The sequence below is a fragment of the Legionella busanensis genome, assembly GCF_900461525.1.
In the GTDB taxonomy this organism is placed as follows: domain Bacteria; phylum Pseudomonadota; class Gammaproteobacteria; order Legionellales; family Legionellaceae; genus Legionella_C; species Legionella_C busanensis.
The window spans coordinates 919,072-934,678 of record NZ_UGOD01000001.1; the positions used below are offsets into that span (position 1 = coordinate 919,072).

Here is a 15,607-nt window from a genome sequence, read left to right on the forward strand (position 1 = left end):
AATTCTATTAATTTATTTGTATAAGTTAAAATCCTATAGCCTAACTTAGGTATGTAGTAATAATTTCGCCATTACTTGTTGAGCAGATTCATCCAATAAATCTAAATCTTGCTTTGTAACAGGTGGAATATTTTTCTCACTAAAAAATAGCTGCATATTATTAGCGAATAAATGATTTGGTAAGTAAGGTTTTACCTCTTTATCATGGCAATAAGGTTTTTTCCCCTTTACGGCTTCTTCATTAATTAATGCTCCTGCAACGGCTTGGCCAACTTTAAGAGCAGCCGCACAAGCATCAGGACCTTTAACCTCTGCTTGAAGTATATAAGGACTACTTTGAATGGATGATTCAGAAACTTGCTCTTTGTTATCTTTAAGCAAAGTCTGTTTGATAGCTTCTGGGAGAATAATTTTAAATTGATTATCAATCCCGATAAATTTATCGCATAAGGAGAATAATCTTTCACAATAGTTAATAAGATCTTTTTGCCCTGGATGAATGCCAAAACGAACTTGCATATGTGGATGTTCACCACTCTGTAATTCGTTTAAAAGCGCCTCGACAAACGCCATATCAACATCAATAGGTTGTGAGGTACCGGAAATAAAGAGCAATTCATCTGTCTCATTTAAAAGTAACTTTTGTCTTGTAGCCTGATTATCAGTAGGTGCATTTGCTGTTAATGCACGATCAATACTTAAATGGCCAATTTCAGCGACATTTGCATTAGCATTTACAGCTAAGATATCTGCGCTTGCTGCTTTTAAAGGTGTGGCAAATTGACAATTGGGTAGGGTTGCCAAAGTATTAATATATTTATCCCAAAATGCATGTTTTTTGGGTTTAAACATATATTCATAAGCGATAGTACAAGGGATAGAAGGTGAAATAACCTCAACTAGCTGATAAGCACTTTCTTCATCAACAGCAGAAGGAACACCAAAATAACAGCTGGTGACGTTTTTGGCTGCGACAAACTCGTTGACCTTTATAAGTTCGTCTTGGTTTAAACGATTATTGGTATAAATATTAGGCTTTTCAGTTATTGTATCAAGGTTAGCTAGATGTAATTTGTCTTCAAACTTTAAATCTTTTACACGATCTTTAGCTACTAAGGTTAATGGTATTACATACAACTCATCACTAAAACCTGTAGTTTGTAAGTACTCAATTGTTTTTTTGGCTAAATCACTATCGCCAATACTACTAATAAAAAAAGCTAAAGCCATAGATATTCTCTCTACTAAATTGACAATTTAATTTGCTCACGTAAATCTAGTGGCAAATTAGAAATTTCATTAGGTGAAAAAAAGTTTATATTGTTTTGAATATACCGAAAAGATTGTTCTTTTAATGATGGGACTGCTAATGTGAATTTTAAATCCTCAGTAAGGTTTAAAATATCCTTTAAGGATTGAGCCATTTGAGCAGAGAATGGATGAATCTTACTAATTTCAATTAATATAGTCCCTAATTGTTCTTTAGTAGCAACCAATCCATTATCATAAATAGAACAAGGCAGATAAGCAGACCAGCCATTTTCTTTAGTATGCCAAGCTGTACTACTATTGCTCATCTTATCTATTTCACAAGGTATATTTAGTTTTAACAAATCATCTATTAATCCATTTAATTGTTGTTCATTCTGAGTTGAGAATGATAAATAAACTTTGCCTGTTGCAAATTTTACTAATTTTAACTCATTCAAGGATGTAGCTAGTTTTAACTGAAAAACGTGTTTTTCAAAAAAAGCGGTAAAAGCATCTGGGTACATTTCAAAGTCTGGATCATAATCGTGAGTATAACCCGCCCAAGATCGCCCCTTCGTCATGGGTATGATTTGCCATTCTTTCATAATTATTCCTCATTAATAAAAATATAAAAGTGAGCGGAGGGGAAATATTGTATGATGAGATAAAAATTTAATCAACAAGAAAAATGTATAAACACTGGGCGACTTCTCCTATAAATGTAGTTAAGTAGATTAGATAAAACGAAAGTGCTTTATCCGCCGTCCATTTTATAGTGAACAATGATTTAGCTCTATAGAAAAATAGAGTTCCTTAAAGGTTTCCCGACTAAACGTTTAACCATGAGGTTAGGGAATAAGTATGGTTTTAGTATAAGACGCTTAAGCGTTTCGCCAGATTTCCACTGGCTCATCAGTCATACTTCATATAGAAAATTAACAAAGTGATGATCTTGAGGCAAGGGGTTTGGCAGGGATTTTTTGTCCTATCTTATTTGGTGCGTTAGGACAGAGAGCTTTCTAGGGCAGGTAGTAAATGGGTAGTTAATTGAAAAATTTCTGCGTCACTGCACAGAATTGCAGTGACGCAGGATAATTAAAGATAGAGTTAGCAATGTCGATAAATAGTTAAATCGAAGCTTCTTGAGATATGAGATGGCAAAAATCAAAGGAAATAATGACGGAGTAAATGGGAGAAATAAAACTTATGACGTAGGCAGCAGAAAAAATGTTCCCAGAAAATAAGTAGTAAAGGAAGTAAAAAATGGTCAACATCCTGGATATCATATATATCAGAGAGGCGATCAGGAGTATGTTAGGGATAATCCAGATGGATCAAAAAAAGATAATATTAATGAATAGTGATTTTAAAATGATTAATAAATAAAATGATAAATCTTAATAAAAGAAAAATAGCATTAAAGCAAATTAAACTACTTATAGAAAAGCCTGAAAATGTTCTTCTTATTCATTATTCCTGCGAAAGTTTTTATGATAGAGACTCAATGTGTTCTCCTCGAATAACTTCAATAGCTGTTACAAATCTTTATTCTCGCCAAACGCATTCATTTTCAATTCATCAGGAAGCTGAAATTCGTGGGAAGCTAGATGATATAGATAATAACTATGATTTTCTTGAAAGAGAAATGTTGACCAAATTTTATAAATTTGTTGATAAGAACTCAATGAAAAAATGGGTTCACTGGAACATGAAAAATTCAAATTATGGTTTTTTAGCAATTGAGCATAGGTTCAAAGTTTTAGGAGGAGAGCCGATCGTTATATCAGATCAAGATAAAATTGATTTGAATAGTTTACTAATTGATATTTATGGAGTTGGATATATAGGACATCCGCGTTTAGAAAAATTAATTGATAAAAATAATATTTCTAAAAGTAATTTTCTTAGCGGACAAAACGAAGCTGATGCTTTTGAGAAGAAGGATTATTTAAAACTTCATCAGTCAACTTTAAGAAAAACTGATATATTTTGTAATATCCTTGAGAGAATAAACAATAAAAAATTAAAAACAAATCTAAACTTTAGCAGCTTGCAAGGAAACAGAATCTTATATTTCATAGATTGGTTTAACAATCACTCAATTATAGTTTTTTTATTAGCTATATCCGGTTGGATTTTTGGGTTTTTGCAATTATTTTATAATTAGCTTGCTCTTAAACACAATGCTTATTTAGAAGCTGCCTTACTAATGAAAAAATTACATCTTCGAAGATGTTCCCGACTGAACATCCATTCACAGAGTTTAAGGAGCAAACTAGCTTAGTATTAAACACTTAAGCGTTTCGCTGGTTAATCAATGCTTCTACTTCAAATTAGAAAAGTTAAGTTAGTTAGGAGATTATTTTTTCTTTTCTTGCGGAGCGCGTTAGGACGGACAGGTGTTGGAGTCTTGATTTTATTGGGCTGTACTGATTCTGAATTTCTGCATCACTGCGCTTTTTATGCAGTGACGCAGATAATAGCTTTAAAGATACAAAAGTGAATATTTACTATACTTAAAATAATTTCTCAAATTTAGGCAAATTATAGCTCAAATTTATGGAGTTAATATGGAGGACGAGTTTAAAGAGACTATAATTAAGTTTCCAGACAAGCTAGTACAAATCTATACCTTACCACTAATAAAATATCTAAAAAACAATCCTCATTTAATTAAAACTTGTCCAGGAATGCTTGTTAACTTTGATGAGATATCATTTTATGTATTTAGGTCTCATATTGCCATAGAGTATGACGGCCCATACAATATACTAGATATTAATCGTCCCATAAACATGAAGTGCAATTTTTTTGTTTTTATGGATAAGGAATGTGATGTTTTAGAAGGAATTACTGGGTTTAAGTATACAAAAGGTGACTCTGATTCTTTCATTTTGCCTGTAACTAATGAAGAATTAGTTGTGCCAACTTTAAACGGATTAGATAAGCTTGTAGAGCTTAAATGGAATTTTTTTGCGCAAAATATGAAATTAATTATTAGTCAAAATATAAGTATTGATAAAAAGCGTCCAACACGGATCATAAATTCATATTTTTTTGATGCCAATTCAAAGGGCCTTATGACGAGGCATGTAAAATGGCTAGAAATATTACCAATTAATTTTAAAGAAAACGATAATTTCTATACCTTAGAGTGGGATACTTTTTTCCTGGAAAATGCATATAAGATAGATGCTTCGTATTGTTTTGATTTTCCTGATGATTATAAGTATAAGTTACTACCTATTATTAACAGATTTATTGAACTTTGGGGAAATGACTGTACAAAAGAAACTACAATTACAAAATTTCTTTCAAAAAACGAACATCAATTTATTATTAAAAAAAAATTTGGAGTAATAAAAATATCTCCAGAAACCATCTGTATTTGGCAAAATAGTAAAAAAGAAAACTTAAAGCCGGACTTTTTTATTATCCATCCTAATGGTTATGCAGATATAGTCGATTTCAAATTACCTAAAATTGACAAAGTAATTGTCGGAACGGTTAACAGAAGATCTTTTTCAGCAAAGCTGAATCAGTATATAGCACAAATGAGAGAGTATGCTAATTTTTTTAATGAAGAGTGTAATAGAGTATGGTTTGAGAAAGAATATGGATTTAAAGTAAAAAATCCTCGTAAGTATCTAATTATTGGGCGGAGAAATAACTTTTCAAACGATGAATGGAGAGAGATTCTCGCTGACTATCAAAATATTGAAATTTTTACTTATGATGATTTGATTGACTCTGTAACAAGTCAATTTTATATGGTTAATTAATTTGTTCTCGTATTTGAGGGAGACCAATTATCTGTCTACATTGCGTCTACATGAAAAATTCTGAATTTCGAGGATGTTACGTAAGTGCTTGATTCTAATGGTGGCCAGAGGTGGAATCGAACCACCGACACAAGGATTTTCAGTCCTTTGCTCTACCGACTGAGCTATCTGGCCCCAAGGGTTGCTATTAAACTCTGTTAATGAATTTGAGTCAAGTATAAAAATTAAATTTTTTTTACATATTTCTTTTTTTTAATCAATTATCTTAGAGAGCTGCCTACCCTTGTGGAATATAACCTGTCGGTTTGTCTGATCCTTCACCAAAAAAGAATTTTTCCATTTCTTTAAATAGAAATTCTCGTGCTTTTGGATCAATTAAACTTAAGCGATATTCATTGATTAACATGGTTTGATGGGCAAGCCACATTTGCCAGGCGCGTTTTGAAACCTGTTGATAAATGCGTTCGCCAAGCTCGCCTGGAAAAGGCGCAGACGCTAGACCTTCTAATTCTTCATTTAGTTTTGCGCATAAAACTTGTCTAGTCATAACTATTCTATTCATTAAAGTGAGTAGACTGGTAGTTTATAATGCAAAAGGCAAAGAGGCAAAAATAAATTGTTATTAGTTTGTTCTTTATTTTAGTTAATAGAGGGTAAAAGGGCCTGGAAAGGTCGCGAGAAAGAAAGCTTAACACACCAATACTAATCAAGACGGCATTGTACTTGAGCAAGCATAATATGCTGCGATAACAATTGTTCTTGCTCTTTTGTTAGTCCATCAAACTGCACTGCTGTCCTGTAATTATTGTTATTTGAATATTGGCTATAGACAACTACCGCATTAACGATAATAGGTACCATTTTAGGCTTGGTATAAATGACTAATTTTAATGACGTATGTTCTTTGATTTTAGTTTTAGAGTAAAAAGCCATCCCGCCTAAACTAATATTAACTTTATGTTGTGGGGTTTTTTCCGCAATTGATAAGTGTCTCATTAGATAATCAATTTTAGCATTTAACAAATTTAAATAATGAGCGATGGCAGGTTCTTTCATAGCAAGTGTCTGAGTTAACTTAGATAACTCATAATCAAGGCTTTGAAAATAGCGCGTTGTTTCTAGGTAGCGTTGCCCACTTTGCCCTAATAATTCGTCCGTGAGAGCCTTATCTGAACTAAAGTCTCCTGGTTCAATTACTTTATATTCAAAATAAATTTCATCATCTATACGAAAGTGTTGTCTACGTTCATGTACAGGCATAATTACTCCATCAATTCCATTTTAATAATAAAAAGAATTTTTAATCTTGAGATTATGAACTCCATGTCATTTAATTGCCTTAAATTAAATATAGTCAGAGATTTAACTATTAGTAAAATAAATGTAAAAAATTTAACTGAGTAAGGATTGGGTAAATGATGAGAAATTTACTTCTCATACGTAGTAGTAGAGATATTAATATTTTTAATAGCAGGATATTTCTCGATTTGGGCGATAATTTCTTCTGCTAATTTATGATGTATTTTAGTAAAGACTATAGTGATATCATCGTAATCTAACGTTTGGTTAGGCTGTACAATCAGCTGGCCAACTTGGTTAATATTATCACCAATAATTTCTTTAAGTTTTTCCATGGACATAAGGCCATGTTCTATTTGAAAATTTAAAACACGCCGCGTTCTCTTGGCTTCAAATTTATCTTCTAGTGGTTTAACCACAATCAAAATAATAAGAATAATGACAGTTGTTGCTATTGCAGCAAAATACATTCCACCACCAATAGCCAACCCAATGGCCGCTACAATCCAAATACTGGCTGCTGTTGTTAAGCCATAGACCATATTATTGCGTAAAATAATGGCGCCTGCGCCTAGAAAGCCTATGCCAGATACCACTTGGGCTGCCATCCGAGAGGGATCTAGAACAATATAATTATGGGCAGGACTTAAAATATCAAAAAAACCAAATGCAGAAATAATCATGATTAGGCATGAACCAACGCAAACAAGCATATGCGTGCGCAGACCCATAGCCCAAGATAAACGCTCTCTCTCTAACCCTATAATGCAGCCAAGAAAAGCTGCCAAAAGTAAACGTAAAATTAATTCCATTGACGAGAGCATAATTATCCTAATGTTTGAATATAAAACATCTGGTTATATTTTATATCTTAAATCCTTTGTCTTAATTAAAGATTTACCTATAGAAGTTTGAAAATCAATAAATTTTTATACCTTGTTTAGTTAATTTTAACTACAATAGAATTTTATACTTTATATACTAGCAAATTATGTTTAAACCTTTAGCCCTTTATATTGGCTTACGCTACACCCGAGCAAGGAAGAAAAACCATTTTGTTTCCTTTATTTCTTTAAGTTCAATGCTTGGTATTGGGATTGGGGTTATGGTTTTAATTACGGTTCTTTCAGTAATGAATGGTTTTGATGAACAGATCCATAATCGTTTTTTTGGTATGGCGCCAGAAATTACAATAACCAGCCCCAATAATAAGATAAGTAATTGGCAAGCATTAGAAACGCAATTAGCTAATTTCCCTTCTGTAAAAGCCATTGCACCTTTTATAGGGGTACAAGGCTTAGTAACGCATGATGGACAGGTTCTACCCATTGTACTAACCGGCGTGTTACCGGATAAAGAACAGCAAGTTTCCCATCTTAAAGATAAGTTATTAGCAGGTGATATCTCTAATTTACAGCACTTTGGCATTATTATTGGCCGGGGGCTTGCCGATAATTTAGGATTAATGATGGGTGATAAGGTCTCCATCATGATTCCCCAAGCAACAGTAACACCCGCAGGGATGATACCTCGATTTAAGCGTTTTACCGTCGTTGGCGTTTTTTCAGCCGGAAGCGGCTTTAATTTTGATACGTCTATTGGCTTTGTAAACATAAGTGATGCCCAAAAATTATTGCAAATGGGAAATGATGTTACTGGCTTAAAAATGAAAATTGACAATGTTTATCAAGCACCTGAAATGACTAAACAACTTAGTGATAAATTAGGCGAGCAATATCAAGTAGCTAATTGGACTAACCAGTTTGGCGCTTTTTTTGAAGCAGTAAAAATGGAAAAAACAATGATGTTCCTTATTTTGCTGTTAATCATAGCTGTAGCTGCTTTTAATCTTGTTTCTTCATTGGTTATGGTTGTTAATGATAAACAGTCTGAGATTGCTATTTTACGGACTGTGGGCGCAACGCCTAGTACCATTCTTTGGACATTTATTGTTCAAGGGATGGTTGTTGGAGCCGTCGGTACTTTGATTGGATTAGTAGGTGGATTGATTCTAGCAAGTAATGCAACAGCTATAGTGAATGGGTTGCAGTCTCTTTTTCATGTTCAAGTTCTATCTTCAAGTATTTATTTTGTCGATTATTTACCCTCAAAAATTATGATTAAAGATCTAGTTCAGGTATGTTTATTGGCTTTATTAATGAGTTTTATTGCCACTATCTATCCAGCATGGCGTGCCTCTAAAACTGTGATCGCGGAGGCATTACATTATGAATAAAGCCATTTTAAATTGTGTTAATCTAAGCAAAACTTACCATGATGGTGTAAATACCGTTGAGGTTTTAAAAGAGATTAATTTAACTATTAATCAAGGTGATAGATTAGCTATTATTGGCCCTTCAGGCTCGGGAAAAAGTACTCTTCTGCATTTGCTTGGTGGTCTTGATAATCCTAGTAGTGGCAAAGTTTTAATTCAAGATTCCACTTGGCAAGAATTAAGTGAAAAAGAGCGATGCAAACTGCGTAATAAACAGCTAGGTTTTATTTATCAATTTCATCATCTACTACCTGAATTTACTGCAATTGAAAATGTAGCTATGTCATTACTTTTAGGGGATGCCAGTATTGACAGTGCTCGAGAGCAGGCTATTACAATTTTAAATCAAGTAGGGCTTAGTCATCGACTAGATCATAAACCAGCACAATTATCAGGTGGAGAGCGACAACGGGTTGCAATAGCTCGTGCTTTGGTGCATAAGCCTTCTTGTGTTCTAGCCGATGAGCCTACCGGCAATTTAGATCAAACAACAGCGCATAAAGTGTTTGAATTGATGTTAAATTTGAATAAAAATTTAAACACTGCTTTAGTGATTGTAACGCATGATCAAGAATTAGCGTCGAAAATGGATAAGGTATTAACTATTAAAGAAGGTATTTTAACTTAAGTTACCAGTCTTTATCACCGAAGGGCTGCATTTGGCGCATCTTGCTCTTACATTCGAATGTTCACCCAGTTTCAGTATATTTCTCTAAACACCTATATTTAGAGAAATATTAAAAAATATAAAAGTTTTAGATAAATGATTTTCCGTAAAACAGAAAACCATTTATTAAGTATATTGATTAGCGCCTAAATTTAATAATCGGCATGACCTGGAGTTCGCGGAAATGGAATAGCATCTCGTACATTAGCGATCCCTGTTACATAAGTAATTAAGCGTTCAAAACCTAGGCCAAAACCTGCATGAGGAACAGAACCATAACGACGTAAATCCCGATACCATTGGTAAAGGTCTTTATCTATGTGGCATTCATCCATGCGTTGATCTAATATGGGAAGGCGCTCTTCACGTTGACTGCCGCCAATAATTTCTCCAATACCTGGCGCTAATACATCCATGGCAGCTACGGTACGTCCATCTTCATTTAGACGCATATAAAAGCTCTTAATATCTTTGGGGTAATTGGTAATGATGACCGGTTTTTTACATAACTCTTCAGCAAGATAACGCTCATGCTCTGATTGTAAATCCAATCCCCAACGCACCGGGTATTCAAAAGGTTTCTTTGCCTTTTCTAATTGAGTAATGGCATCGGTGTAGGTCATTACTTCAAATTCTGATTCAATTATATTTTCTAAGCGTTCAATACAGCCTGGGGCCACAAATTGATTAAAAAAGGCCATATCATCTTGGCGTTCTTCTAAGACAGTTTTACTTAAAAAGCGCAGCATCTCCTGGCTTAAATTACAGATTGTTTGTAAATCAGCAAAAGCAACCTCCGGCTCAATCATCCAAAATTCTGCTAAATGACGACTAGTATTTGAATTTTCAGCACGAAAAGTTGGTCCAAAAGTATACACTTTAGACATAGCTAGGCAATAAGCTTCCACGTTTAATTGACCTGAAACTGTTAAAAAGGTTTCTCGGCCAAAGAAATCTTTAGCAAAATCAATATTACCCTGTTCATTTTTAGGTAGGTTAACTAAATCTAAGGTACTGACCCGAAATAATTCACCGGCGCCTTCACAGTCGCTTGCTGTGATGATAGGTGTATGAATCCAAAAAAATCCACGTTCATGAAAGAAGCGGTGAATCGCTTGAGCAAGTGTATGTCTTATACGTGTTACTGCACTGATGGTATTGGTTCTTGGGCGTAAATGAGCTACTTCTCGTAGAAATTCTAGAGTGTGCTTTTTTGCTTGAATGGGGTAGTGTTCTGGATCATCAACCCAACCAATGACCTCAAGTGATTCTACTTGGATTTCAAAAGCTTGACCTTTACCATGGGAGGCAACTAATTTACCGGTTGCTTTCACTGAGCAGCCAGTAGTTATCTTTAACACGTCTTCTTGATAGTTTGGTAACTGTGCAGGAACAACCAATTGAATGGGTGAAAAACATGAGCCATCATGTAAGTTAATAAAAGATAATCCAGCCTTTGAATCACGTCTTGTTTTTACCCATCCTTGAACTGTTACTGTTTCATCAACGCTTATTTCCCCATCCAAACATTGTTTTACTGTATAGACATCTGTCATTATGTACTCCGAAATCAAATAGAGAGTAGTATAGCGCCTTGTCTAAATCTTAGTGGGCGACGCTATAGAATTACTGTGAGTTTATTTAAAACAGCACAACGGCTCTCAACGACAAAAAACTTTTACCTACCTCGTAATTTTAAACTGTAAAAAAGTGTTTTTGCCATGAAGTAGAAATAATACACTAAATAAAATCCAGAGGGGAACCTATATAGGCTTAGGTATTAAGGATTTTATAATATTTTGGGATTTAATTTGATTTGTAATGGCTTTCATTAATATTTTTATAGATTAATTAAGAAACGCTTTTAGTTAACTAATTTAGAAGTTGGCCTTCCTAATTATAAAAATCGTAAATTTTTGGTGGAAATTAAAATAAACTGGTGCTATAACTTTTAAATCTGTTCAAAAATTAAACAAATTTCTAGGATTTATAGGGTTATTCTATGTCTTCCAATCAGACCCTCATTGATATAGTAAATTTGAGTGTAGAAAAAGAGGCAAGTAAAGAGCAGTATATTTATCTTGATAACAATTTAAATATTACTAATGTAGCTACAAATCAAGCGCTCGTAGAAAATGTACAAGCAGTAGCCGCCTGTTTACAACAACATAATCTTAAAAAAGCAACCGGGCGTTACTTATTTATGAGCCTGGTTTGGATTTTATATACTCATTTTTAGGATGTCTTTATTTAGGTGTAATTGCCGTACCTTGCTATCCTCCTATGAATAAACGTTTAATTAATAAATTAAGCTCGGTTATTCAAAATTCAAGTCCTAAATGTATTCTTTCCTCTAGAACAATCGTTAAAAAAATCAATCAATTGAAATTTATTAAGTCTTGTAGCAATTTAACTTTTTTAAATTTTTTGTTAGAAAAGATAACTCCTCATACGCTTGAGTTATTGGCATGGGAATTTGAAAAATTTTCCTGGATTATTACTGATGAAATTAGTTCATCCATAGCTAAAGAATTTAAACCAGTCTTACTTAACGAAGATGATATTGCTTTTTTGCAGTATACCTCTGGCTCAACATCGCTGCCTAAAGGGGTGGTGGTAACGCATAAGAACTTATTAAGCAATATTAGCCTTATTTCTAAAAGCATAGGAATTAATAAAGATGACAAAGCTGTCTCTTGGCTCCCTCCTTATCATGACATGGGGTTAATTGGCTCTTTGTTAACATCCTTTGTAAATCAAATACCTTTATATATGTTATCGCCCATAGATTTTATTAAAAACCCTTATAATTGGTTAAAAGCTATCACTTTATTTAAAGGGACGATGAGTGCTGCGCCCAACTTTGCCTACTCCTTATGCAATCGTAAAATAACTGATGAACAAATCAGCAAGTTAGATCTTTCTTCATGGCGTGCCGCACTAAATGGTGCTGAGCCTATTAATATTGCTGTTTTAAATGAATTTGAAAAACGATTTACATTGTGTGGTTTTAATAAGGCGGTCTTTTTTCCTTGTTATGGTTTAGCGGAATCTACTTTATTTGTTACAGGGAGATATGGAATCGAAACACAAAATATCAAGTTACATGATGGAAAATTTAAGGCAACTGAGATAGTTAGTAGTGGTTATTTAAATCAAGATGTAGTTGTTAAAATTATGGATTATAACAGCAAAAAAGAAATGCCTAATGGTGAAATTGGCGAAATTTGTATTACTGGCGATTCGGTTACTAAGGGGTATTGGAATTCTGATTTAGTACATGATATCTGGGCAACTATTATAGATAGAGGAAAAGCGTCAAAATTTCTTAAAACTGGTGATTTAGGATTTATTTTAAATAATCAATTATTTATTACAGGTCGAATTAAAGATCTTATTATCATCAGAGGTGTTAATTACTATCCGCAGGATATTGAAAATTCCATCACTTCCACATTTAAAAAAATAAAATACGGTGCCTGTGTTGCATTTTCATTTGAATCGGCTCGTGAAGAAAGCCTTGGGATTATGTTTGAAGTTACCCAGATTGAAGGTCAAGAAACAATACAAATGTTGTTTGAAAAAATAAAACAGTTAGTAATGAATGAATATCAACTAAATGTAAAAGCGATTTATAACATTCAGCCGAAAGCAATTATGAAAACTACTAGTGGGAAAATAGAGCGAGTTGCTAATAAAAAAGCCCTTTTAGATAATAAGTTACCTGTAATTTATGATGCTAGGTACTAGCGAATAACGATTAAAGTTGTAATGGAAAGGAAGTAGGGAACGAAGCATATATGAATCATAATATAGATAAAGTAGAGGCATCAATTATTTCTGTTTTAAATAAAATCCCTGAGGTCTCTAATATTGAAATTAAGGGGGATACAAGTTTATTAGACTTAAATTTAGATTCATTAAATGCGATGTTATTTATTTCGGATTTAGAAAAAGAACTCCACATACCTTTATCTATAAATTTAGAGCCTAACACTATTTTAATGTATCCCACTGTTAAAGAATTAGCTACCTATATCCATCATGCTTGGAGTAATGTCCAATGATTAAAAAAGGCGATATTTTTAGCAAATGTTATGATGATAAATCAGGGTTCTTCTCTAATGTTAAAGCACTTTTATCCCAATATCAGCAATTACCGGAGTTAAGCGGCTCTATTGGCGCGCATATGCTTTGCAATGGAAAAGAGGTAATAAATTGGTCCTCTAATGATTATTTAGGGCTTACAAATCATCCCTCTAATAGAGCTATAGAGCGCCAAGTAATTAATGAAGGTCCTGCAAATTTACCTATGGGCTCTCGATTTTTAACTAACAATAGTGCTTTTAAAGAATTTGAGGCTAAATTTGCTTCATTTATACACTGTCAATCATCAATGGTTTTTTCTACAGGCTATTTAGCTGCTATAGGGGTCATACCGGCACTTTCGGGGCCAGGAGATATCATTTTAATTGATGCAGAAGCTCATTCATGTTTATTTGATGCGGTAAAATTAGCAATTTCTAATGGCGCGCTTTATAAAGTATTTAGACATAATGATATGGAAAGTCTAGAAGCATTTTTAAAGCTTGCGAGAGAGAAGGCAGAAGCAGGTATTATGATTATCTGCGATGGTGTGTACAGCATGAAAGGAGATTTAGCAAAATTAAAAGAAATTATAACGTTAAAGGAAAAATATGGCGCACGATTATTTTTAGATGATTCCCATGGTGGAGGAGTAATGGGATTACATGGCAGAGGAACAGCACATCATTTTAACGTAGCGAATGAGGTTGATTTAGTACTGCATACCTTTTCTAAGGCTTTTGGAGCTGTTGGCGGCTGTATTTCAGGAAACAAAGAGATTATTGATTATCTAAGAAGGAGTGCTAAAACTTATATTTTTTCGCATAGTATGCAGCTTATATTTATGAAAAAAATACTAAACTCTCTAGAATTGATATTAGCTAATTCTGACTTTTTAAGGTCGTTATGGAGAAATACTGAATTATTGCAATTTGGCCTTCAAAATGCAGGATTTAATATAGGCGACACACAATCTCCCATCACACCTGTTACTATGCAAGTAATAGAGCAAAAGACTTCCATGCGTTATTTATTTCATTTTGTTTCTATATTAAGAGAAGAGCATCAAATTTATGTTTCAGCTGTAACTTATCCAGCAGTACCAAGTAACAAGGCCTTAATTAGATTAATTCCTACAGCGGGGCATTCTATCCAAGATATAGAGAAGACTATTAAAGCTTTTGTAGAAGTAAGGCATAAATTAGGAAGCTATCCTCTGAGTTAATTATTATGTTTTTATCAATAGTCTGTTTTTGATCTTCTCATCTTCCTTGCATTCGACTAACCTGTTAAATTTTCAGCAATTCATTAAACAACGTATTATTGATAATTATATAAATTTACCATAAAAGAATAGAGGGCTCTATGCGAGTAAAGGTGACATTGTTTTTTATCTTATTTTTTATATCTCAAAGTTATGCAGATACCGAGATCAAATTGTATAGGCCCTTTGGGGATACTGTAGCGCAAGAGCCCTTAGTTGTAAAAGAAACATATTCAGGTGACTGCTGGCAGCAATCACAGCGAATAAAACGTGAAGATGCTTGGCGATGTAAAGTTCAAAATAAAATATATGATCCTTGTTTTGTCAACCAATTTAGCGCTCATAAGCAAGCTATTTGCCCTCAATCACCGTGGAATGGTGTAAGTGTACTTCTCAATTTATCCACAGCAGTTAATAATAGCCAGCATACGATTTTAGATGTATCTAAAGCTTATCCTTGGGCCATTGAATTAAATACAGGTGAGAAGTGTGAGGCTTTAGATAGGGAAGAAGTTTATGATAATATGCCAATACGTTACCATTGTAATAATCAAACGGCGCTTATAGGTCATCTCCAACGTTGTAAATCAACTTGGACTATATTACAACGTAATAAAAATAACCAAATTGAGAAGGCTGTTGTTACAAAAGCTTGGTTTTAGCACCTATTGATCTAACACTTTTCAGTGGAAATTAAATTAATTCAGTGCAGATTAGCGTTTATGGCGTTAAAATACCTTAATGCAAGATAGCATTGTTGCGTAGATATAAATGTCTTGCCCGCGCAGGCAGGAATCCATATAAAATTAACCTCTATGCTAAGTAGTGGATAGATCCCCGCCTGCGCGGGGATGACATAAGATTTGTGGGATAACATAAGATTTGTGGGATAACATAAGATCATTTTAGTTATGACGAACTCTCAAATTTATTCATGCAACATGACATAGAGGATTGACATGGGCAATAGTTAAGTGGCTTTT

At 33.6% G+C, this 15,607-nt stretch carries 15 protein-coding genes and 1 tRNA gene; 9 read left to right on the forward strand and 7 right to left on the reverse strand.

Going from position 1 to position 15,607, the window contains the following annotated elements:
• Positions 1-45: 45 nt before the first annotated feature.
• Both DYH30_RS04185 and DYH30_RS04190 read right to left on the reverse strand, forming a co-directional pair.
• Positions 46-1,230: a hypothetical protein gene (locus DYH30_RS04185; protein WP_115330446.1), complete on the reverse strand. Its 1,185-nt coding sequence runs from the start codon at positions 1,228-1,230 to the stop codon at positions 46-48.
• 14 nt (positions 1,231-1,244) lie between these two features.
• Positions 1,245-1,856: a hypothetical protein gene (locus DYH30_RS04190; protein ID WP_115330447.1), complete on the reverse strand. Its 612-nt coding sequence runs from the start codon at positions 1,854-1,856 to the stop codon at positions 1,245-1,247.
• A gap of 782 nt (positions 1,857-2,638) precedes the next feature.
• Here DYH30_RS04190 and DYH30_RS04200 point away from each other — a divergent pair.
• Positions 2,639-3,418 carry a hypothetical protein gene (locus tag DYH30_RS04200; protein WP_115330448.1) on the forward strand — a complete coding sequence of 260 codons (780 nt, stop codon included), beginning with the start codon at positions 2,639-2,641 and terminating at the stop codon, positions 3,416-3,418.
• A gap of 403 nt (positions 3,419-3,821) precedes the next feature.
• Positions 3,822-5,033, forward strand: a complete 1,212-nt coding sequence (locus tag DYH30_RS04205) for a Shedu anti-phage system protein SduA domain-containing protein (RefSeq protein WP_115330449.1) — start codon at positions 3,822-3,824, stop codon at positions 5,031-5,033.
• A 98-nt stretch (positions 5,034-5,131) separates the two neighbouring features.
• On the opposite strand, the gene DYH30_RS04210 is transcribed toward DYH30_RS04205, so the two are convergent.
• The 4 genes from DYH30_RS04210 to DYH30_RS04225 all read right to left on the reverse strand — a co-directional run bounded on the left by DYH30_RS04210 (position 5,132) and on the right by DYH30_RS04225 (position 7,156).
• A tRNA-Phe gene (locus DYH30_RS04210) sits at positions 5,132-5,207 on the reverse strand.
• 103 nt (positions 5,208-5,310) lie between these two features.
• Entirely contained in the window at positions 5,311-5,580 is a 270-nt protein-coding gene (locus DYH30_RS04215; RefSeq protein WP_115330450.1) for an oxidative damage protection protein, read from the reverse strand.
• A 155-nt stretch (positions 5,581-5,735) separates the two neighbouring features.
• Positions 5,736-6,293, reverse strand: coding sequence for a PilZ domain-containing protein (locus DYH30_RS04220; RefSeq protein ID WP_115330451.1), 558 nt, complete (start codon positions 6,291-6,293; stop codon positions 5,736-5,738).
• A 167-nt stretch (positions 6,294-6,460) separates the two neighbouring features.
• The gene (locus DYH30_RS04225) at positions 6,461-7,156 is read right to left on the reverse strand and encodes an MgtC/SapB family protein (RefSeq protein ID WP_115330452.1); all 696 of its coding nucleotides are present in this window, start codon (positions 7,154-7,156) and stop codon (positions 6,461-6,463) included.
• Positions 7,157-7,323: 167 nt separating this feature from the next.
• On the opposite strand from DYH30_RS04225, the gene DYH30_RS04230 reads away from it, so the two are divergent.
• Together DYH30_RS04230 and lolD are read left to right on the forward strand one after the other, a co-directional pair.
• Positions 7,324-8,568 carry a lipoprotein-releasing ABC transporter permease subunit gene (locus tag DYH30_RS04230; protein WP_115330453.1) on the forward strand — a complete coding sequence of 415 codons (1,245 nt, stop codon included), beginning with the start codon at positions 7,324-7,326 and terminating at the stop codon, positions 8,566-8,568.
• Positions 8,561-9,235 (forward strand): lipoprotein-releasing ABC transporter ATP-binding protein LolD, encoded by a 675-nt coding sequence (gene lolD / locus DYH30_RS04235; protein WP_115330454.1) that lies wholly within the window; start codon positions 8,561-8,563, stop codon positions 9,233-9,235. The genes DYH30_RS04230 and lolD overlap by 8 nt, the downstream gene beginning before the upstream one ends.
• Positions 9,236-9,426: 191 nt before the next feature.
• On the opposite strand, the gene asnS is transcribed toward lolD, so the two are convergent.
• Positions 9,427-10,830, reverse strand: coding sequence for an asparagine--tRNA ligase (asnS, locus tag DYH30_RS04240; protein ID WP_115330455.1), 1,404 nt, complete (start codon positions 10,828-10,830; stop codon positions 9,427-9,429).
• A 446-nt stretch (positions 10,831-11,276) separates the two neighbouring features.
• Between asnS and DYH30_RS04245 the strand changes: the two genes are divergently transcribed.
• From DYH30_RS04245 to DYH30_RS04265, 5 genes are all read left to right on the forward strand, one after another.
• A complete protein-coding gene (locus DYH30_RS04245) occupies positions 11,277-11,513 on the forward strand; it encodes a hypothetical protein (RefSeq protein ID WP_115330456.1) in 237 nt (78 codons plus the stop codon).
• Positions 11,489-13,024: a fatty acyl-AMP ligase gene (locus tag DYH30_RS04250; protein ID WP_160116150.1), complete on the forward strand. Its 1,536-nt coding sequence runs from the start codon at positions 11,489-11,491 to the stop codon at positions 13,022-13,024. Before DYH30_RS04245 ends, DYH30_RS04250 begins: the two co-directional genes overlap by 25 nt.
• Before the next feature lie 50 nt (positions 13,025-13,074).
• Positions 13,075-13,341, forward strand: a complete 267-nt coding sequence (locus DYH30_RS04255; RefSeq protein WP_115330458.1) for a phosphopantetheine-binding protein — start codon at positions 13,075-13,077, stop codon at positions 13,339-13,341.
• Positions 13,338-14,585 (forward strand): aminotransferase class I/II-fold pyridoxal phosphate-dependent enzyme, encoded by a 1,248-nt coding sequence (locus DYH30_RS04260; RefSeq protein WP_115330459.1) that lies wholly within the window; start codon positions 13,338-13,340, stop codon positions 14,583-14,585. The genes DYH30_RS04255 and DYH30_RS04260 overlap by 4 nt, the downstream gene beginning before the upstream one ends.
• Positions 14,586-14,725: 140 nt before the next feature.
• Entirely contained in the window at positions 14,726-15,286 is a 561-nt protein-coding gene (locus tag DYH30_RS04265) for a hypothetical protein (RefSeq protein ID WP_115330460.1), read from the forward strand.
• Positions 15,287-15,607: the final 321 nt, after the last annotated feature.